Source organism: Janthinobacterium saanense (assembly GCF_014200675.1).
Lineage (GTDB): Bacteria > Pseudomonadota > Gammaproteobacteria > Burkholderiales > Burkholderiaceae_D > Janthinobacterium.
Genome location: NZ_JACHCI010000007.1, coordinates 1 through 19,552 on the forward strand (window position 1 = coordinate 1; position 19,552 = coordinate 19,552).

14 protein-coding genes and 1 tRNA gene are annotated in these 19,552 nt (G+C 59.0%); 5 read left to right on the forward strand and 10 right to left on the reverse strand.

Translation table 11 applies throughout. The features are described from left to right. Positions 1 to 142: 142 nt before the first annotated feature. The 5 genes from HDE72_RS11750 to HDE72_RS11770 form a co-directional block, all read right to left on the reverse strand. Entirely contained in the window at positions 143 to 1,351 is a 1,209-nt protein-coding gene (locus tag HDE72_RS11750) for a DesA family fatty acid desaturase (protein WP_183740904.1), read from the reverse strand. A gap of 117 nt (positions 1,352 to 1,468) precedes the next feature. After that, positions 1,469 to 2,836, reverse strand: a complete 1,368-nt coding sequence (locus HDE72_RS11755; protein WP_183740907.1) for a mechanosensitive ion channel family protein — start codon at positions 2,834 to 2,836, stop codon at positions 1,469 to 1,471. Between the two features lie 119 nt (positions 2,837 to 2,955). Further along, entirely contained in the window at positions 2,956 to 4,275 is a 1,320-nt protein-coding gene (locus HDE72_RS11760; protein ID WP_183740910.1) for an RsmB/NOP family class I SAM-dependent RNA methyltransferase, read from the reverse strand. A gap of 21 nt (positions 4,276 to 4,296) precedes the next feature. Continuing rightward, positions 4,297 to 4,905, reverse strand: coding sequence for a phosphoribosylglycinamide formyltransferase (purN, locus tag HDE72_RS11765; protein WP_183740913.1), 609 nt, complete (start codon positions 4,903 to 4,905; stop codon positions 4,297 to 4,299). A gap of 156 nt (positions 4,906 to 5,061) precedes the next feature. Further along, entirely contained in the window at positions 5,062 to 5,460 is a 399-nt protein-coding gene (locus tag HDE72_RS11770) for a barstar family protein (RefSeq protein WP_183740916.1), read from the reverse strand. A 410-nt stretch (positions 5,461 to 5,870) separates the two neighbouring features. On the opposite strand from HDE72_RS11770, the gene HDE72_RS11775 reads away from it, so the two are divergent. The 4 genes from HDE72_RS11775 (at position 5,871) to HDE72_RS11790 (ending at position 9,212) form a co-directional block, all read left to right on the forward strand. Next, positions 5,871 to 6,383, forward strand: coding sequence for a glycine zipper 2TM domain-containing protein (locus HDE72_RS11775; protein ID WP_183740919.1), 513 nt, complete (start codon positions 5,871 to 5,873; stop codon positions 6,381 to 6,383). Positions 6,384 to 6,483: 100 nt separating this feature from the next. Next, a complete protein-coding gene (locus HDE72_RS11780; RefSeq protein ID WP_183740923.1) occupies positions 6,484 to 7,284 on the forward strand; it encodes a class I SAM-dependent methyltransferase in 801 nt (266 codons plus the stop codon). Positions 7,285 to 7,317: 33 nt separating this feature from the next. Then, positions 7,318 to 9,069, forward strand: a complete 1,752-nt coding sequence (locus HDE72_RS11785; protein WP_183740926.1) for a GspE/PulE family protein — start codon at positions 7,318 to 7,320, stop codon at positions 9,067 to 9,069. Between the two features lie 67 nt (positions 9,070 to 9,136). Beyond that, positions 9,137 to 9,212, forward strand: a tRNA-Lys gene (locus HDE72_RS11790). A 103-nt stretch (positions 9,213 to 9,315) separates the two neighbouring features. On the opposite strand, the gene HDE72_RS11795 is transcribed toward HDE72_RS11790, so the two are convergent. The 3 genes from HDE72_RS11795 to HDE72_RS11805 form a co-directional block, all read right to left on the reverse strand. Further along, complete coding sequence (locus tag HDE72_RS11795) at positions 9,316 to 11,301, reverse strand: c-type cytochrome (RefSeq protein WP_183741313.1); 1,986 nt, start codon at positions 11,299 to 11,301, stop codon at positions 9,316 to 9,318. Between the two features lie 228 nt (positions 11,302 to 11,529). After that, positions 11,530 to 13,689 (reverse strand): metallophosphoesterase family protein, encoded by a 2,160-nt coding sequence (locus HDE72_RS11800; protein WP_221291249.1) that lies wholly within the window; start codon positions 13,687 to 13,689, stop codon positions 11,530 to 11,532. A 139-nt stretch (positions 13,690 to 13,828) separates the two neighbouring features. Further along, complete coding sequence (locus HDE72_RS11805) at positions 13,829 to 14,800, reverse strand: lysozyme inhibitor LprI family protein (RefSeq protein WP_183740929.1); 972 nt, start codon at positions 14,798 to 14,800, stop codon at positions 13,829 to 13,831. Between the two features lie 259 nt (positions 14,801 to 15,059). Between HDE72_RS11805 and HDE72_RS11810 the strand changes: the two genes are divergently transcribed. After that, the gene (locus tag HDE72_RS11810; RefSeq protein ID WP_183740932.1) at positions 15,060 to 17,219 is read left to right on the forward strand and encodes a dipeptidyl-peptidase 5; all 2,160 of its coding nucleotides are present in this window, start codon (positions 15,060 to 15,062) and stop codon (positions 17,217 to 17,219) included. Positions 17,220 to 17,272: 53 nt separating this feature from the next. On the opposite strand, the gene HDE72_RS11815 is transcribed toward HDE72_RS11810, so the two are convergent. Both HDE72_RS11815 and HDE72_RS11820 read right to left on the reverse strand, forming a co-directional pair. Beyond that, complete coding sequence (locus HDE72_RS11815) at positions 17,273 to 18,556, reverse strand: MFS transporter (protein WP_183740934.1); 1,284 nt, start codon at positions 18,554 to 18,556, stop codon at positions 17,273 to 17,275. 165 nt (positions 18,557 to 18,721) lie between these two features. Next, on the reverse strand, positions 18,722 to 19,453 hold the full coding sequence (locus tag HDE72_RS11820) for a BON domain-containing protein (protein ID WP_183740938.1): 732 nt from the start codon (positions 19,451 to 19,453) through the stop codon (positions 18,722 to 18,724). Positions 19,454 to 19,552: the final 99 nt, after the last annotated feature.

A 19,552-nucleotide genomic window follows, 5' to 3' on the forward strand; every position in this document is an offset into this window, starting at 1 on the left:
AGTTACCCTCCCGCAGTTGCGCTTCACTTCGCTCACTGTGGTCAGCTCGCGGCGGGACTTGCACCCGCAGGAGTGCGCCCATGCTGGGCGCACCAAAAAAATGGCCCCGCAAGCGGAGCCATTCATATCACATCAGCAGCTATTACGCGTAGCTGCGCAGGCGCAATGAGAAGTCTTGCAGCGACTTGATGCCCGACGCTTCGGCGCGCGTGCACCAGTCTTGCAGCTTGTGCAGCAACTGTTCACGCGTAAAGTGCGAGCGCTCCCAGATGGCGCCCAGCTCCACGCGCATATGGTGCATGGTTTCCAGCGCCTTGCTGTGCTGGAACAGTTCCGACAATTGCTCATGGTGCGCATCGGCCAGCTTGGCCGGTTCGCGCTGCATCAGCTTGCGCGAGGATTTCAGGAAGCGCTTTTCCAGCTGGGCCTTGTCTTTCAGGTGGTCCAGCTCTTCTTTCCAGGCATGCTTGATCGATTTTGCATACTTGGCCATCACGTCATAGCGGTTGGCGATGACTGATTGCAAGGTCTCGAAATCCGCTTCGCTCTTGCCATGAGAAAACTTCGGCTCGGGCGCCAACTTCTTCACCTTGGCCAGGCGCAGTGTTTCCAGGATACGGATATAGCCCCAGCCAATATCGAACTCATACCATTTTGACGACAGTTTAGCCGACGTTGCATACGTATGGTGGTTGTTATGCAGTTCTTCTCCACCGATCAGGATGCCGAAGGGAATGATGTTGGTGGCTGCATCGGCGCAATCGTAGTTGCGATAACCCCAATAGTGACCAATACCGTTGATGATGCCGGCCGCCGTCACGGGAATCCAGATCATTTGCACGGCCCACACGGAAATGCCGATCACGCCAAACAGGATGAAGTTGACCACGAACAGGATGACCACGCCCAGCCAGCTGTACTTGGTGTACAGATTGCGCTCGATCCAGTCGGTTGGCGTGCCATGGCCGTATTTCGCCATGGTTTCCAGGTTTTTGGACTCGGCGCGGTACAGCTCGGCGCCTTCCCAGAAGACTTTCTTGATGCCGCGCGTGACCGGGCTATGCGGATCTTCTTCCGTATCGCACTTGGCGTGATGTTTGCGGTGGATGGCAGCCCATTCCTTGGTGACCTGGCCGGTCGTCAACCACAGCCAGAAACGGAAGAAATGGCTGGGAATGGCATGCAATTCCAGCGCGCGGTGCGCCTGGTGGCGATGCAGGTAAATCGTCACGCTGGCGATGGTGATGTGGGTCACCACCATGGTGTACAGAAAAACTTGCCATGCGGACAAATCGGTAATACCCGTTGCCATGAACTGCAATACTGCGTGTAAAACGGAACTCAATGTCATTACTACTCCAAGTGGACGGGGCGTGTTCACGGTCGCTCCAGTCGGGCTGGAGGTCCGGTAGTGTGATTTTAGGCGTAATTGTACGCGCTAATAGGGACGATCAGGCGAAATTGCGCCTCAAACCTGCTTATGATCAGGTCCTGCTGCGGGCTCGGCAGCTTCTGCCAGCGCGACGGCCGGCATGCCGATAATGCGCAATTCGCGCTGCGGGAACGGTACGGAGACCTTATGTTCCTGCAAGGTACGCCAAATGGCGCGATTGACGTTCGATTTTACCCCGCCCGTGCCATTTTCAGGGTCGGCGATCCAGAAACCGATCTGCAGATCGAGTCCATCGGCGCCAAAGCGCACCAGGGTGGCCGATGGCGGTTTGGTTTGCGACACGCGCGGCACGCTGGCTGCGGCCGCTTCCAGCAAGGGGAAGATAGTATCGATATCGGTGTCGTAGCCCACCGATACGGTGGCAGCCAGCCATACCATGCTGTTCGACAAGGACATATTCTGCACGCCGCCAGAAATCAGCATTTCATTGGGCACGATGGATTCGACGCCATCTCCGCCCAACAGTACGGTATAACGCGTATTAATCTGCGTTACCTTGCCATTGAATTGACCAACGGTAATGACGTCGCCGATGGTCAGGCTGCGGTCGAGCAAAATGATAAAGCCGGAAACAAAGTTGGCGGCAATCTTTTGCAGGCCAAAACCCAGGGCCACGCCAAACGCGCCGCCAAACACCGAGAGCACGGTCAGGTCGATGCCTACCAGCGACAGGCTGACCAGCACGGAAACAAGAATCAGCACGGCGCGTCCTAGGCGCGACATGACCACGCGCAGCGAGGAATGCAAGCCTTGCATTTTCATCAAGCGGTCATCGAGCGCCGTGGCCGCCCACATGGCCAGCACCATCAGCACGGCAACCGAAATACCGGCCTGCAAAATGGCGGCTACCGACACCTTGTTGCGGCCCAGCGGCACCACGATGCCTTCCAGGAAAGCATGCAGGTCTGGCCACAGTCCCGTGATATACAGGGCCATGCCCAGCCACACGACGATGGTGAATACTTTCTCAAGCAACAACATCGTCGGGCTGATCTCGCCATTGCGGGCAAAAATGCGCCGCAGCACATAAAAGCCGAAACGCACCAGCGCCATCGAAGTGCACAGGGGAATCGCAATACCTAGCAGGTGCACGGTCTGGAACCTGGACAGGACATGCTGCGTCACGCCCAGCAGCAATGCCGCCAGCACAGGCGTCAGGATGCGGATAAAACTATGCGTGCGCCGCAAGGCTTCGACACTGACGGGCGCTGATGTGTTCGCTGCGCTTTCGGCGCGCTGGTTCAGGAACTGGCGCAACTGGCGCACCAGCACCCAGCTCAAGGCCAGGCAGGACGCGATCGCCAGCACCTGCCACAGAATGGCTGGCTGACGGAAATCGTCAATAAAATCAGTGATCAGGTTCAGCAGCGGCGTATCGTTCATGGCTGGGGCACTCAGGGTAGTGGAACGGCATGGGCCGCTGGCCCCTGCCATGCGCCAGGCGGGCTGGCTGGATAGTCTTGATGGCAGCCCCTGCCGTTAGCAAGGGCCGCTTGCAGCGTTTACTCGGCTTGCTCGGTTTGCTCGTCGTCGGCCGGTTTTTCATCGGCAAAGACTTTTTTCGGCATCACTTTGCGCTCGAACACGGCGGCGAAGAAACCATCGGTCTGATGCTGGTGCGGCAACAGTTTCAAATAATCGCCCATGTCCAGTTCGATCTTTTGCTCGGCCAGCACCTTGTTCATCGGCACCAGGAAGAAATCGGGATGGGCAGCCAGGAATTGCTCGGCGATCACATCGTTTTCTTCGTTGAGGAAACTGCAGGTAGCGTACACCAGGCGGCCGCCGCCCTTGACCAGGCGCGCCGCGCCCGCCAGGATGGCTGCCTGCTTGACTTGCAGTTCGCCGATCGACGTCGGTTGCTGACGCCATTTCACGTCCGGATTGCGGCGCAGGGTGCCCAGGCCACTACATGGTGCATCGACCAGCACGCGGTCGATCTTGCCAGCCAGACGCTTGATCTTGGCGTCGCGCTCGTGCGCGATCTGCACCGGATGCACGTTCGACAAGCCGCTGCGGGCCATGCGCGGTTTCAGCTTGGCCAGGCGTTTTTCAGAGACGTCGAAGGCATACAAACGGCCCGTGTTGCGCATCAGCGCGCCCAGCGCCAGGGTCTTGCCGCCGGCGCCGGCACAGAAATCGACCACCATCTCGCCACGCTTGGCGCCGACGATCTGCGACAGGATCTGGCTGCCTTCGTCCTGCACTTCGATGGCGCCGCTCTGGAACAAAGGCATGTTTTGCAGTGATGGCTTTTTGACCACGCGCAAGCCCAGCGGTGCGTACGGCGTCGGGGTGCTCAGGATCGGTGCTTCGGCCAGGGCCAGCATCACGTCTTCACGGGTGGCTTTGAGCGAATTGACGCGCAGGTCCAGCGGCGCTGGCGCATTCAAGGCATCGGCCAGCAACATGGTTTCCGCTTCGCCGAACTGGTCGATCAGCTTGTCAAACAACCATTTCGGCATATTGGCGCGCATGGTGGCCGGCATCAGGTTGCGGTCGATCTGCTTGATGCGCTCCAGCCATTCCACTTCTTCTTCCGTCAGGCCGCCCAGCGAATCGGCGCCCATCGCTTCGGCCAGGCCGAGGATGGTCAGCCGGCGCATGGTCGGGCCATTGCCCGCTTCGGCGAAGTCGGTAAAGAACGATTTGTTGCGCAGCACGGCATAAATGCCTTCGGCGATGGCGCCGCGTTCGCGCGAACCGAGGCGCGGATGGTCGCGGAAATAGCGCGACAAGGTGGTGTCGGCTGGCGCCGTAAAACGTAAAATTTCGCGCAATACTTCTTCAGCATTCGCAAGTATCGCTGGTGGCAATCTCATTGTTATTCTTCCTGTAATATTTTATTGAGGGTCCACGCGGACCTGGCCATGCTCGACAGACAGTTTATCGTCGATGAACAGGCGGATGGCGCGCGGGTAAAGCAAATGTTCCTGTACCAGCACGCGCGCCGATAAGCTTTCTTCTGTGTCGCCTGGCAAGACAGGCACCACCGCACGGGCCACGGCCGGGCCATGATCGAGCTCGGCTGTGACGAAATGCACGGTCGCGCCGTGTTCCGTCACGCCCGCCTCGATGGCCTTGCGATGGGTTGCCATGCCCGGAAACAGGGGCAGCAGCGATGGGTGGATATTGAGCATGCGCCCCGCGTAATGATCCACGAATGGCGCTGTCAATATGCGCATGAAACCGGCCAGCACGACCAGGTCGGGCGCAAAGCTGTCGACCACGGCTTGCAGCGCCGCATCAAATGCATCACGGCTGGCATAATCCTTGTTGGCAACGACTGCGGTCGCTATCCCGTGTTCCGCAGCAAACACCAGTCCCTGGGCATCGGCCCGGTTACTGATGACGGCGGCAATACGGGCAGGCCATTGCTCGGCTTGCGCCGCGCGCACGACCGCTTCCATGTTGCTGCCGCGTCCGGAAATGAGGATAACGATATTTTTCATAGCGCGCATTGTACCCGCTATGACGATGCGAATCTAGAAAGGCCGGCATTATTGTTGCGGCGCAGCATACACCAGATCACGCTGGCGCGGTGCGCCGTGCCAGATTTTTACCTCTGCCAGCGCCCTGTTTCAGGGCCGCGTGGGAAGAGTGGGTATTTACTCGAACGAGTAGAAGACGCGGAACGGGACTTTTTTCTCGGCCCAGTAGTCGGCCGCGTCGCGAAACACGTCGAGCAGGGTCTCGCGTGCTTCCTTGTCAAATTTTTGCGTATTCGGCAATTGCTCGAGCACGACCAGGAAACCGGTCTGCTCGCCTGCCTTATGCATGGTGTCCGTCAGGCAGACGCGCAGGGCCTCGAAATTCTTGGACAGACTTTTTGGAAACAGGAATGCTTCTGCGATAATGCCGATCACTTGCTGCTTGGTCAGGCCGGCGTTGCAGTGGGCATATAAAAAGTGCTGCCCGAGACGAATCGCCTCGTCTTGTAATTCGGTCACACGAAAGGCGCGGATGGATTGGACAAGGTTGGGCGGCACGGTTAGTAACAAACTCATTTTTCCCTCAAATCGACCTGTTATGTATGGATCTCTTCAAACTGCGGCAGTTCTTATTCCATCCCGCACGCGGGTCAATGCGCACGCGGTGATTCGATCTGTATCAATTAAGCTAATTTAATTAAACGATTCAGTACGATTTTATAAGCCATACGCGTATTAGGGTAACGTGTTGTTCTGCATGAATCAACCCGAATATGATGTCGAACGCAAGATTTGTTACAAAGCGCCCTATCCAGGGAATCGAACATCGTGTATCGAATGAAAGTGCATGTTACAGACTGTGGGGAGAAGGGCCTTTGCTGTTACATTTTGTTGCCATGTACATCACTACGTCACGAATAGCCGGACTACTATAGCTTCAGGTTAAAAAAATGCCCTGAAAGATACTCTACATAACGAGGTAAGAAATGAACTTGCAAGCCAAATTGTTGATGTCAGCCCTTTGTATCGGTGCTTTGCCACTCGCCCAGGCCGCCGACTTTGAAGATTTCGGCCGCGTCACGCGCGTCGTGCCACAAGTGGAACAGATCAACCGTCCACGCCAGGAATGCCGCACAGAGTACGTGCAGGTTCAGGCGCCGCCGCAACAGCGCAGCGCTGGCGGCTCCATCGTCGGCGGTATCGCCGGCGCCCTGCTCGGCAGCCAGGTTGGTGGCGGTAATGGCCGTACGGCCGCCGCTGCGGCTGGCGCCATCGCTGGCGCCGTGGTCGGTGACCGCGTCGATAACCAGAATAACTACCAGGGTGGCGTGCAGCAACAAGCCGTCCAGCAATGCCGCCAGGTCGATCACTGGGAATCGCGCAACAACGGTTACCAGGTGACGTATGACTATCGTGGCCGTAACTACACGAGCGTCATGTCCTACGATCCAGGCGAGCGTGTACGTTTGCGTGTGTCGATCGAGCCTGCACAACAGTAACTTGCTGTGTGACGGGCAATAAAATGCCGGCCCCGTGAGGCCGGCATTTTTTATGGCGCCCCGGCGCGGGCTATAATGCGGCACACTTTCAGGCCGCCTTATGCTTATCAAACGAAAATCCATCGAACAAGTCGAATCTTCCCGTCCCGCCACGCGCAAGCCGCGCTACGCGCCCGTTACCCTGTCGGAAATGGATGGCGTGCGCTATCTGCATTTCGGCACCGAGTGGGTGCAGGGCGCCATGCGCATCCGCAAGCCGGACTGGCTGGAACTGGAATACGCGCAACAGATGATGGCGTGGATGTTGTGGATCAAGCAACCGCAACGCCTGGCCCAGCTGGGCCTGGGTACGGCCGCGCTGACCAAGTTTTGCTACCGCCAGTTTCCAGAGGCACAGGTCGATGCGATCGAGCTGAACCCTTCCGTGATCGCCATCTGCGCCTCGATGTTCAAGCTGCCGCCCAATGACGAGCAGCTGCATGTGCGCGAAATGGATGCGCTGGATTACGTCAACGACGAAGCCAACCATGGCACGCTCGACGCGCTGCAAGTGGACTTGTATGACGCCACGGCGCGCGGCCCCGTGCTCGACAGCGCCGATTTCTATAGCGCCTGCTGCGCCTGCCTGGCGCCGCACGGCATCATGACGGTCAATCTGTTCGGCGACCACCCCAGCTATGCAAAAAACATCAAGGCGATGAAATTTGCGTTCGAACAGGTGATCTGCCTGCCTGAAGTCCATGATGGGAACGTGGTGGCCATCGCTTTCAAGACCAAAGTCGCGCTCGATGCCGAAGCGCAAGCTGCCTTGCTTGAACGGGCAAAACAGATCGTCACCGACACCAAGCTGCCTGCCAAATCCTGGCTCAAGGGCATACAAAGCACGCTCTCAGCCGGCTAGCCCTCAGGCCGGCGCCCTGAAAGGTTGCCGGCCATGTCTTCTTCCGCTCCCCTGGAGCTAGCACAACTGCTTTCCTGGCTGCAGGAAGATGCGCTGCTGGATATCCAGCAGGCGGCGCTGGTGCGTACTCACGCCGCCGCCCAGCAATCTCTACCGCTACACCCGCTATGCAGCGTGGCCGATTGCAAATTACCCTCCTTAACGCTCGACAGCCTGTGCGCCTGGCTGGCGCGTCGCTCCCACCTGCCGTACTTGCGCATCGATCCTTTGAGCATCGATTTCAGCCAGGTGGCGAACGTGATGACAGCCAGCTATGCGGCCCGTTTCAATATCCTGCCCGTGGAAAGCACGCTGGATCGCATCGTGATCGCCACCGCCCAGCCGTATGCGCTGGCCTGGCAAGCGGGCCTCGGTTCATTGGCGCCACGCAAGCTGAGCCTGGTGATTGCCAACCCGCTGCAGATCGCCGACTATATCGCGCAGTTTTTCAGCCTGGCCGGCTCCGTCAAGGTGGCGCGGCAAGTCTCTACGCAAGACGTGGCGCTGCGCCATAATTTCGAACAACTGGTGGAAATGGGGCGCAATAAAAGCAGCCTCGACGCCAACGACCAGCACGTGGTGCGCATCGTCGACTGGCTATGGCAATACGCGTTTGCCCAGCGCGCCTCGGACATCCATCTGGAACCGAAACGCGATGCAGGCTATGTGCGCCTGCGCATCGACGGCCTGTTGCACCAGGCCTATCAGGTGCCGCCGGTGGTGATGCTGGCGATGACGGCGCGCATCAAATTGCTGGGACGCATGGACGTGGTAGAAAAACGCCGGCCACAAGATGGCCGCATCAAGACACGCAATGCCCAAGGGCAAGAAATCGAGCTGCGCCTGTCCACCCTCCCTACCGCGTTCGGTGAAAAACTCGTGATGCGCATCTTCGATCCCGAGATCGCCATCAAAAGCCTGGCCGAACTGGGCTTTCCACCCATCGACGCCGAGCGCTGGCGGCAATTGACGGCGCACACGCATGGCATCGTGCTGGTGACGGGGCCCACAGGTTCAGGCAAGACAACCACCCTGTACAGCACGCTCAAGGCGCTGGCCAGCAGCGAAGTCAATGTGTGCACGGTGGAAGACCCCATCGAAATGGTCGAGCCCGCCTTCAACCAGATGCAGGTGCAGACGCAGGCAGGCATGGACCTGTCGTTCGCCGACGGCGTGCGGGCGCTGATGCGGCAAGATCCCGACATCATCATGGTGGGGGAGATACGCGACCTGGCCACGGCCGAGATGGCGATCCAGGCCGCGCTGACGGGCCACCTGGTGCTGTCGACCCTGCACACCAACGATGCGCCGTCCGCCGTGATGCGCCTGCTGGAACTGGGCGTGCCGGCCTATCTGCTCGAAGCTTGCCTGATCGGCGTGCTGGCCCAGCGCTTGCTGCGCTGCCTGTGTCCCGATTGCAAACAGCCTGAACCGGCGCCAAGTGTCGCGTTATGGCAGCAACTGACCGGCGGCCAGCTTGAGCGGCCAGACGCCATCTTCGTCCCAGTCGGTTGCCCCTTGTGCCGGCAAAGCGGCTACCGGGGCCGTGCCGGCATTTATGAATTGCTGGGCGTGACAGAACGCTTCAGTCAACTGATCAAGGCCGGCGCCGACCTGCACGCCTTAAGGCGCCAAAGCATACTGGACGGCATGACGCCGCTGCGCATCGCCGGGGCACGCAAAATCATCGACGGCAGCACCAGCATCAGCGAAGTCTTCAAGATCACGGCAGCGCTGCAAGACTAAACTGTTTCCGGATGAAACAAGAAGGCTTTGCATTCCTTGGCAAGTCATATATAATTCGGCCTCTTTCGGGTCGTTAGCTCAGCTGGTAGAGCAGCGGACTTTTAATCCGTTGGTCGCAGGTTCGAATCCCGCACGGCCTACCACGAATGCGCAGTATTAAAAAGCCAATCCACAGGATTGGCTTTTTTCATTTCCAGTGCCTGCAAGTCCCCTTACCAGGGAAGCTTGCAAGTGTTTCAGCCAAGATTAATAACGCGCATCCTTGGGTTTGCCCCCTTTCGGCCAATCATGGATTTTTCCCGGGAAATCGGGACGCGGCATGTGCGTGAAATACTCGGCCACGTCGACGGCGTCCTGGTCGGACAAGTTGCCCTGCCCCAAGGGAAATTTCTGGCCATGGCCCATCACCATATTGGCTTTGACGAAACCGGCCGCCGTGTAAGTCCTGGCCATGCCCGCGCCGATATTGAAGGAACGCTCGCCCCATAACGGCGGGAAGGCCAGCACACCATCGGCGCCCTTGACGCCTTCGCCATAGTCGCCATGACACACTGCACATTGCTGGGCGAAAATTTTCTTGCCGTTCACGGCATTGGGCGCCAGGCTACGGTCGATCCTGGCGATGCCGCGCCCTGGCACATTGTCGCCGGCCTGGGTGGCGCCCTTCATCCAGTCGATATACGCGACCATCGCTTGCATATCGGGCGTGCTCACCGGCAAGGGCGAACCGTGCATGGAACGCTTGAAGCAGCCATTGATGCGCTCCGCCAGGCTGATCACCCGCCCGGCGCGCGGCGCTTCCGATGGGAAAAACGCTGAAATGCCCAGGAAGGGCGAGCCCTTGGCTACCGTACCGCCGTTCAAGTGGCAACTGCTGCAGTTCAAGTCATTGCCCACATTTTTCGGCAAGCGGGCCCTGGTTTCCGTCATCAGCTGCATGCCGCGTATCAATTGCCCGGCGTTGGTCTCTGCCATCAAGGCAGCAAATCGGGGCGTAGAAAAATCGGAAGGCGCAGTCTTGAGCTTTAACTCCTTGCGTACCCTGGCAATCTGCGATGCGCTAACAGCCTCGCCCTGATTGCCCCAGTTGCTGCGCACAAAGCTGAGGATTTCCGCCAGCTCCACATTCGACAGGCTGTCGTAGGCCGGCATGCCGAACGAGCGCGGCGAGTGCTGGGTGACGGCCGATTGCCAGCCCGTCAGCGCGATATGGATCAACGAAGTGGGATCTTTCGATTGCACGGAATGGTTTTGCGCCAGCGGCGGAAAGATATGCTCCACGCCGCGCCCATCGCGCCGGTGGCAGGTGGCGCAAAACTGCGTGTAGCCCAGACCTCCACGGGTGTTGTACAGCGCCGCCTCGGTGGCTTGCGCCACGACCAGCGGTTTTTTCGGCGCAGGGCCGCCAATCTTGTTCGGCGGCAAGCCATGCAGGTATTCCGCCAGCGCTGCCAGGTCGCCATCCGTAAAATACTGCGTGCTGTGCGTGATGACTTCCGTCATGCTGCCGGCCGCCGTGCCGAAACTGTTGCGCCCCGTCTTGAGCAGTTGCACGATGTCGTCAGGCGTCCACAGATTGCGCAAGTTGACGGCGTGCCAGGCATCAAAAGTAAACCCTGCCAGGTATTGATACCCCTTGGGACCATCTTGCCCCATGGTTTTTTCCTGGAAGGCCACGCCACGCGGCGTGTGGCAGGAACCGCAATGGCCCAGGCCCTGGGCCAGATAACTGCCGCGATTCCAGGTGGCCGATTGGCTGGCGTCCGGCTTGAATGGCTCATCCTTGAGGAACAGCGCATTCCAGAAGTACAAGCCCCAACGCATGCTGAAGGGCCACTTCATGTCATTGTCGCGGTTCTGTTGCACCACGGGCGCCACGCCAAGCTGCAAGTACAGGTACAGCGCCTGCATGTCCTCAGGCGTGATCCTGGCGTAGGACGGATATGGCATCGCCGGGTACAGATGGTGGCCATCGGCCGCCACGCCCTTGCGCATGGCACGATTGAATTGCTCGAAGGAATACTTGCCGATGCCCGTCACCGGGTCGGGCGTGATATTGGTGCTGTAGATGGTGCCGAAAGGCGTCTTCAATGCCAGGCCGCCAGCCATGGCCGCGCCTTGTCCATTGGTATGGCAGGCGAAACAATCGCCGAGGCGGGCCACATATGCGCCGCGCTTGATTTGCGCCGCATCAGGTGCGGCAGACCAGGCTGGCCCGGCAAAGCCCAGCATGCCAAACAAGAGGAATGTGCAGAGAATGGTAAAAACAGTAAATAATGATGGTGCAGCAACTGACTTGGCGTTCATCTTAACCCTTTTATTAACAGGGATAAGTTTACGCATACAGGGCCAGTGCCGAAATAAGGTGTTTCATGTGGGTATCTAAGGCATTTCACCTAGATACCCCATAAAAAAATGCGGCCATACACATGGCCGCATTTTCAGTACTGCACTAGAACATCAGTTGAAACTCAGGCCCGTGGCATTGGCATTGCTCAATTTCTTGGCCTTGAAATCGATCACAAAATGATCGCTGGGCTTGGCCGAACCGAGGCCTTTAAAAATGGCAAACACTTGCTTGAACTGCGACTGGAACAGCACGTTGACCGGGTTCTGGTCCGAAGGCAGGTCACCGACCTTGATGATGGCCGCCGGATTGGCCGGGAAAGCGCCCATCAGCACCTTGTAGGCATTGACGCGGGTAGCCCCCATGTCGCGCAGGGCCAGTTCGCCTGCATACACGGTACGGTGGAAGTCGCCGTAGAACTCATACGCGGAAATCGCCGCAAAGTCGTCCAGCTTCAAGCCGGCCGCCGTGGCCAGCGCCGTGGCCTTGACGGTCGCTGCCGCCCAGTCCGCCGTCAACTGGCTTGCCGGCACCACCGTGCCGCTGGCCGTGCCCTTGGCTGCGCAATTGGCCGTCAAGGGCAGCACGCCGGGCACTTGCGCCAGTTGCGCCAGCGTCACCTGGGTTTGCAGCTGCGACAGGATCAGCATTTGCTTCGCATCGAGCGCCATGGCCGCTTCCTTCATTTCACATGGCCAGTATTCATCCATGAAACGCAGGCGCGACAGTTCACCGAAATAGAAGCGCGTGAAGGCGCCATACGAAGTCGTGTCGAGCACGGCACGGTTCCAGCGCTTCTTGATATCGTCTGCTTGCGTGCTGCCTTGCAGGTAATCGTATTCCACCTGGTAGTGCGGGAACAGCTCGTTGAAACGCGGCACCGAATTCAGGGCGACGGTTTGCACGTCGACCGTATCGGCATCCTTGTAATTGACGATCTTGTAGGACGCGCCATACACGGCCAAGGATGGCGACTGCACGTTGACCAGGTAATTGCCAGCGCTATCCTGGTAGTCGTTGGTGCCATTGAAATGCATGTGGCCGCCGATATGCAGGCGCAAGCCCGTGGCCGCCAGTGCCGCCGTGGTGGCTGATTCAGGCACGCGCGCCGTCTGGAAGGCGCCCGGCTTGAACACCGCTTTCATGGCGCCGGTCTGGTTCGCATAAAAATCCATGGTCGGATAATGCGAGAAAGCCATCAGCTGCTTGCCCTGCGCCTTGGCGCGCTCGACCACCGACTTGATCCATTCCATCTGGTGTTTCTTATGCGTCAGCACCTTGTTCCAGCCTGCATTGCCGGCGCCATCGAAACCCTTGAACGATTTCGGATTGGCAGGATCGAAATTGCCGTTCGGAATGTACACATTGGCGTCGATCGACAACAGCCACAGGCCTTTCACCGGCTCCACCAGATAGCTGGCGTCGATGATGCTGCTGCACTTGGTGTACGCCTTGCCCAGCGCTTTTTCGCCGGCCGCCTTGTAGCTGCCGCCTTCGCCTTCGGCGCACATTTCAAACTGGCGGTTCTTCAGGTCGCCCTTCACCACGGCCGCGTCATAGCTGTATTTGTTATCGGCATACTGGCCGAACGGGGTTTCCCAATACAGGTCGTTCTTGTTCGGCATGAAGCCGAAATCGCCCAGCTTGCCGATCAGGCTTTCATAGCCCTGCTCTTTCAGCTGGTCGGTACAGACCACGGCAGGGTCTTTCGATTTGCAGGCTGCATTGCCGGTCGCATAGACCTTCTGTTCCTTGCCATCCTTGCTCAGGAAATCGTTCTTGCCCGCTTCGTCGTCGTCGTACGGCTCGTTAGGGTCGTGGTTGCCCGGCGCGATAAAGAAGCGCATGCCCTTGGCCTGGTATTCACGCAGGATATCATTGATGCCATCGATATTGATCGGCTGGGCATCATCGGAATAATCGCCAGGCAAGGCGACCATGCGGATGCCCTTGCCGTAGGCATCGTCGAGCGCCGAGCGGAAAGCGAAATAGTTTTCGTTGAACAGACGGGTCGACGTCAGTTGCGCATACATGGTGCGGATGGTCGCGTTCTTGCCATCCTTGGTCGGGATGCCGGCAAATTGCGCACTCTTGAAATCGCCATACACGTTTTCAAAGTGCACATCGGTCATGAAAGCAACGCTGGGATTGGCGGGCGCTACCGGCGGTGGCGGCGCCTCGTCGTTGTGGTGGCTGCTGCCGCAGCCAGCCAACAACGCGGCGAACACCAGCGCGCCCGCCGATACCGGGCGCAAGGGGAACTTCTCTATCATGCATTCTCTCCAGAAAACCTGGCATGCTGGGCAAGCATGCCGGCCTGTTAATTTATAAGGAGGTGCAATAATGCCAATAGGAAATTACCTGTTGATGACATGACCATAACTTACAGAAGAAAAAACCGTTAAATACAATTTAGGGCTGCAATAATTCTTCCAATTGCGCATTGCGCCGCGCTGTCAGCAGCGCCAGCCAGGTATCGGCAGAAACCGATGGGTAACGGATAGCGCCATAACGCAGCCAGGCATCGCGGTACACCAGCCACAAACGCTGGGTGGCGCGGATGCCGTCCTTGCTCACGGCGCCAGGGTAGTCCGCCTGCGTCTGCTTCATCACCTTGCCGTACAGCACGTTAAGCTGCTTGTCGAGCGCGGCCGCCCCCACCTTGCCCGGCTGCGGCAACTGGCCTTGCTCATACTGGCGCAAATCATGGGCCAGCAATTCCATCTGCTCCGTATGGGTGTTGATGGCAACAGAGGAACCGATGGTGCCGCCCAGGTCCATTTCGCGCGTCGCGTGGGAAGCTGAAAATTTGTCCGTCGCTTGCTGCAAGGCGTCCAGGGCAGCACGGGCGGCTGGCGGCAATGTGTTATTGAGCTTGCTGCTTGCTGCCACACGCACACGCTGCTTTTGCCGCGAATCAATGCCACTGCAGACACCGATCATGTAGCCGCTGGTAATGTCGTCGCACAAGTCGATCTCGCCATGGGCACCACTGGCATTGAGCTTTTGCAGATGCGCGACACGGCCTTCCATCTCGGCCGGCGCGGCGTCGATGCTGCACGCATGCTTCAACGCCAGCGCCGGGTTGCGCGTGACGCCCAGTCCATTCTGGTACAACATCATCAGCACCGCACTATTCTTTTGCACAAAAGCACATTGCCGTACCGGCTGCCAATCGGCGGCCTTGGGGGCGGACATACTCTTGGTATCGTAATACATATCGATCGGCTCACAACGTTGCAAACCCGCCACGGCAGATGATGGCGGCAAGTCGGCCGCAGGCGGCGCAGCGTTGGCCACCTTCATGCACGCACCATACCAGGCCGACGACTCCGCCTGGCCGACGCCCATGGCGACCACATTCGGATAGGAAGACTGCGCCATAGCTGACTGCGCGGCCAGCAAGGCGAACAGGCCCGGCAACAAAGACTTATTTGAAAATACATGAAGTGACATGGACGGTACGCGACGAAAAAAATGAAAGGCCGAGTGTAACGTAACAAACCACCGCAAGCCCGTCCGCATGACGGGCAAAACCAGCGGTAAATAACGGTTACGGGCGGCCATGGCAGCTTGGCATGCAATGGATCGATGGGCAATAATGTTGCTCGCTATAACTTTTTCAATTCTTTGGACCACGCTCATGACCTCTCCCCGTCTTCGCCGTTCCATCGGCTCCCTGCTGATCGCAGCGGCCTGCGCCTCGCTCGCCTGCGCCGCCGCCGCCCATGCTGCCGACACCACGGCTGCCGCGCCAGCCGCCGCTACCCAACAAGCCAGGCACGCCATCACGCATGAAGACGTGTGGCTGATGAAAAGAGTCGGTGCGCCCATCGCCAGCCCGGACGGCAAGTGGGCCGTGTTTTCCGTGGTCGACAGCGCCTACGACAGCAAGGAGCTATGGTCGGACCTGTGGCTCAAATCGCTGACGGACGAGAGCGCGCCGCGCCGCCTGACTTTCAGCAAGGGTGGCGAAAGCGCTGTCGCCTGGTCGCCAGACAGCCGCCAGCTGGTTTTCGTGGCCAAACGCGAAGGCGATGAGGCCGGCCAGATCTACCGCCTCGACGTGGCAGCCGGTGGCGAAGCCCAGCGTTTGACCTCGCTCACCCTGGGCGCGCGCATGCCGAAATGGAGCCCGGACGGCAAACAATTGCTGTTCATCAGCGACATCTATCCAGGTAACAAGACGGAAGCGGACGTCAAGCAAAGCGCGAAAGAGCGCAAGGAGCGCAAGTACAGCGCGCGCTCGTATGAAACGACGGCGCCCCGCTATTTCGATAAATGGCTGACGGACAAGCAGGTGCGCCTGTTTATCGTCGATGCCCAAGCAGATGCGACACCGCGCGATATTCTGTCGGGCTCGCAACTGGCGGCCTTGCCGGGCTTCGGCGGCGGCCAGGGCGATGAAGGACAAACGCTGGACGCGATCTGGACGCCGGACGGCAAGGGCGTGGTCTTCAATGCCGCCACCAACCGCGATGCGGCCCAGCGTGAAGCAATCCATTCGCAGCTGTACCTGGTGGCGGCAACAGGCGGCGAACCGCAGCGTTTGACGCAAGACCAGCACAGCTACAACAACCTGAAATTTGCCGCCGATGGCAAGACGCTGTTCGCCCTGTCCGATGCCGATACGCCGGGCAAGGTTTACGACGTGAACCGCCTGGCCAGCTTCGCCTGGCCGCTGGTCAGCCCAGCGCCGACCATCCTGACGGCAAAACTGGACCGCTCGATCTCGCGTTATGTGCTGCCGGAAGGCGGCAAACGCATCCTCTTCAGCTACGAACACGCGGGCCTGGAAAAGCTGTACTCGATCGACGTCAAGGGCGGCGAAGTGCGCGACGAGCCATCATTGCCAACCGGCAGCATCAGCTCGCTGAGCAGTGGTGGCAAATCGCTGGTGGGCGTGTGGGAATCGAGCATCAACCCGCCGGAAATCTATGCCTTCAACGGCAAGCAACCGAAGCGTCTGACCTCGTTCAATACGGAAAAAGCCGACAAGATCGACTGGCAGGCGCCTGAACATTTCTGGTTCAAGACGGCCGATGGCCGCCAGATCCACAATATGATCGTCAAGCCCGCCAACTTTGACCCGAACAAGAAATACCCCTTGTTTACCGTCATCCACGGCGGCGCGGCCAGCATGTGGCGCGACCAGTTCGTGCTACGCTGGAACTACCACTTGCTGGCCAAGCCAGGCTATGTCGTGCTGCTGACGGACTACAAGGGCTCGACCGGTTACGGCGAGGAATTTGCCCGCTCCATTCAGTTCGATCCATTGAAGGGTCCGGGCGACGAGCTCAACCAGGGTGTCGATGAAGCGATCAAGAAATACCCGTTCATCGATGCAACGAAACTGGCTGCCGGCGGCGCCAGCTATGGCGGCCATCTGGCCAACTGGCTGCAGGCAACCACCACGCGCTACAAGGCCATCGTGTCGCATGCGGGTGAAATGGACTTGATCATGCAGTGGGGCACCAGCGATGGCGGCTTTGGCCGTGAAACCAATGCCGGCGGTCCGGTCTGGTCCAACCTGCCCGTCTGGCGCGATCAAAGCCCGGTCATGCAAGCAGGCAATCACGAAAAAGGCACAGGTTTTACGACGCCTATTCTGATCACCGTGGGCGAACTGGACTACCGCGTGCCCGCCAACAATGCGCTGATGAACTTTGCCGTGCAACAGCGCCTGAACGTGCCGGCGAAACTGATCGTCTTCCCGGATGAAAACCACTGGATATTGAAGGGCGAGAACAGCCGCTTCTTCTATAATCAAGTGGAAGAGTGGCTGGCAAAATACCTGAAATAATCGCGTCGTTTCTCTCGAAAAGCCAGGCTCCGCTCACGCGGGCCTGGCTTTTTTCATGCCGCCTGCACAGCAGCCTTCTGGCGCCGTATCGCCAGCACCAGCAAGGCGGCCAGCAGGCAGGCAGCGCCGGCGGCAAACAGGGCAGGATTGTAGGTCAGCATCAGGGTACGGATGCGGCCTGCGCCGTAGGCAGCCACGGCGGCGCCCAGTTGATGGCCGGCAAAGATCCAGCCAAACACCATGCCCGCCCTCTCCTTGCCAAAGGTGGCGCCCACCAGTTTCACGGTCGGCGGCACGGTGGCGATCCAGTCCAGGCCATAAAACATGGCGAACAGCGACAAACCGTACAGGGTGAATTCGGAATACGGCAGCCAGAACAGCGACAGGCCGCGCAAACCGTAATACCAGAACAGCAGCTTGCGGTTGTCATAACGGTCCGACAGCCAGCCCGACATGATAGTGCCGAACAGGTCGAAAGCACCCATCATGGCCAGCACCGATGCGGCCGGCACGGCGGACAGGCCCGAGTCGCCGCACAGGGAAATGAAGTGGGTCTGTATCAGGCCATTGGTGCTCAGGCCGCAAATGAAGAAGGTGCCGAACAATATCCAGAAGGTGCGGTTCGTCGCCACGCTGCGCAAGACCAGAAATGGCGTGGCAAAGGTGATTTTTGGCCCTGGCGGCACGGCCAGCGGCGAGGTCGGATCGGCGCCGTAAGCGCGCAAGCCCACGTCTTGCGGCCGGTTGCGCATGCAAAAGAAGGCCAGCACGGCAACGATGGCGCAACTGGCGAAGATGGGCATCACGGCCAGGCGCCAGCCGAAATGTTCGATCAGCCAGGCGCCGACGGGCAGGAACAGCAGCTGGCCGGTGGCGGAACTGGCCGTCAGCACGCCGATCACCAGGCCGCGGTGGGTTTCAAACCAGCGATTGGCGACGACGGCGCTCAATACCAGGGCCGTCATGCCTGAGCCCACGCCCAGCAAGATGCCCCACAACACCACCAATTGCCAGAACTGCGTCATGCGGGTGGCCAGCAACATGCCGGCGGCGATCAGCGACAGCGCCACGCAGATGACGTTGCGCAAGCCAAAGCGTTCCATCAGGATGGCGGCAAACGGTCCCATCAATCCAAACAGTACGAAGCGCACGGCCAGCGCCGAGGAAATCTGCTCGGCATCCCAGCCGAACTCGCGGCTCAGCGGCTGCATCAGGGCACCAGGCAAGCCCAGCGCTGCCGACGATGTCAAGGCAGTTAAAAAGGTGATGATGACGATGACCCAGGCGAAATGTATCCCGCGCCGGTCCAGCCATTGTGATACGGGAAGGGAAAGCATGCTGTCCTCATAAGAAAAATAAGATCGCCTGCTGGCGGTTTTTCCTCATGATATATGATGATCGTAATTTATACAATCGCGATGTTTTTCATGACAAACAAAAAAGGCCGTTGACGGATCTCACTGATCCATCAACGGCCTTGCCTGGCGTGCTAACAAGAAAAGTTATTTGACCTTCAAGCCATTCTTGACATCCGTTACGCCTTCCACGCCACGGGCCAGATCGGCGGCTTTTTGCACTTGTGCCTGCGATGGCACGAAACCGCTCAGCATGACGACGCCGTTGACGGTTTCCACATGCACATCGAGCGCTTTCAAGTCATTGTCCTTGACCAGGTCAGCCTTGATCTTGGTGGTAATCACGGTATCGGCCACCGCTACTTTGGTGCTGCCGGCGGCATTGCGCGTCACGCAAGCGGCCTTGGCTGTCGCATCCATGGCGTCGCAGTTTTCTTTGGCCATAGGGGCAGGATTTTGCGCCACGTTGGTGCCATCGCGGGCACCTGTATTCGCGTCGGCCAGGGCGGCCGTTTTCGCGGCCTTGGCATCATTCATGCAAGTAGTTTTATTGGCGCCTGAACTGTCACCGCACTTGGCCTTGGCCAGGTCATATTCGGCATTGGCGACATCCTTGCGGGCCTTGCCCAATTCGCGCGGCGTGTTGCGGTATTGGGCGACAGCATCTGAATCAGCCTTGGTCCGTGCCACCTTGGCTTCTTCCACGCAGACTTTCTTGGCGTTGCCCGATTGGCTGTCGCAAGCGGCCTTGGCCTGTTTATAGTCGGCCGTAGCCTTATCGGTCATGCTCTTGTAGGTGGCATCCTGTGCATAGGCCGGCGCGGCGGCCAACAGGGCGCTGGCACTGGCGGCCAGTATGAGCGCAATTATTTTATTCATGATGGAGTCTCCATGGGTGAGGTTGATGCCATGATTAGACGCCTGCCGCGCTCAAAGCTCTGTGCGACAACACACCTTGCCCCGCCATCCATCCCACCT

What these genes read in the sequence shown, in the direction of transcription:
- HDE72_RS11795 (WP_183741313.1), bottom strand. Translation starts at nt 11,301, where the DNA reads ATGCTGGGCTTTGCCGGGCCAGCCTGGTCTGCCGCACCTGATGCGGCG.
- HDE72_RS11810 (WP_183740932.1), top strand. Translation starts at nt 15,060, where the DNA reads ATGACCTCTCCCCGTCTTCGCCGTTCCATCGGCTCCCTGCTGATCGCA.
- HDE72_RS11775 (WP_183740919.1), top strand. Translation starts at nt 5,871, where the DNA reads ATGAACTTGCAAGCCAAATTGTTGATGTCAGCCCTTTGTATCGGTGCT.
- HDE72_RS11815 (WP_183740934.1), bottom strand. Translation starts at nt 18,556, where the DNA reads ATGCTTTCCCTTCCCGTATCACAATGGCTGGACCGGCGCGGGATACAT.
- HDE72_RS11755 (WP_183740907.1), bottom strand. Translation starts at nt 2,836, where the DNA reads ATGAACGATACGCCGCTGCTGAACCTGATCACTGATTTTATTGACGAT.
- HDE72_RS11770 (WP_183740916.1), bottom strand. Translation starts at nt 5,460, where the DNA reads ATGAGTTTGTTACTAACCGTGCCGCCCAACCTTGTCCAATCCATCCGC.
- HDE72_RS11750 (WP_183740904.1), bottom strand. Translation starts at nt 1,351, where the DNA reads ATGACATTGAGTTCCGTTTTACACGCAGTATTGCAGTTCATGGCAACG.
- HDE72_RS11800 (WP_221291249.1), bottom strand. Translation starts at nt 13,689, where the DNA reads ATGATAGAGAAGTTCCCCTTGCGCCCGGTATCGGCGGGCGCGCTGGTG.
- purN (WP_183740913.1), bottom strand. Translation starts at nt 4,905, where the DNA reads ATGAAAAATATCGTTATCCTCATTTCCGGACGCGGCAGCAACATGGAA.
- HDE72_RS11785 (WP_183740926.1), top strand. Translation starts at nt 7,318, where the DNA reads ATGTCTTCTTCCGCTCCCCTGGAGCTAGCACAACTGCTTTCCTGGCTG.
- HDE72_RS11820 (WP_183740938.1), bottom strand. Translation starts at nt 19,453, where the DNA reads ATGAATAAAATAATTGCGCTCATACTGGCCGCCAGTGCCAGCGCCCTG.
- HDE72_RS11805 (WP_183740929.1), bottom strand. Translation starts at nt 14,800, where the DNA reads ATGGCGCAGTCTTCCTATCCGAATGTGGTCGCCATGGGCGTCGGCCAG.
- HDE72_RS11760 (WP_183740910.1), bottom strand. Translation starts at nt 4,275, where the DNA reads ATGAGATTGCCACCAGCGATACTTGCGAATGCTGAAGAAGTATTGCGC.
- HDE72_RS11780 (WP_183740923.1), top strand. Translation starts at nt 6,484, where the DNA reads ATGCTTATCAAACGAAAATCCATCGAACAAGTCGAATCTTCCCGTCCC.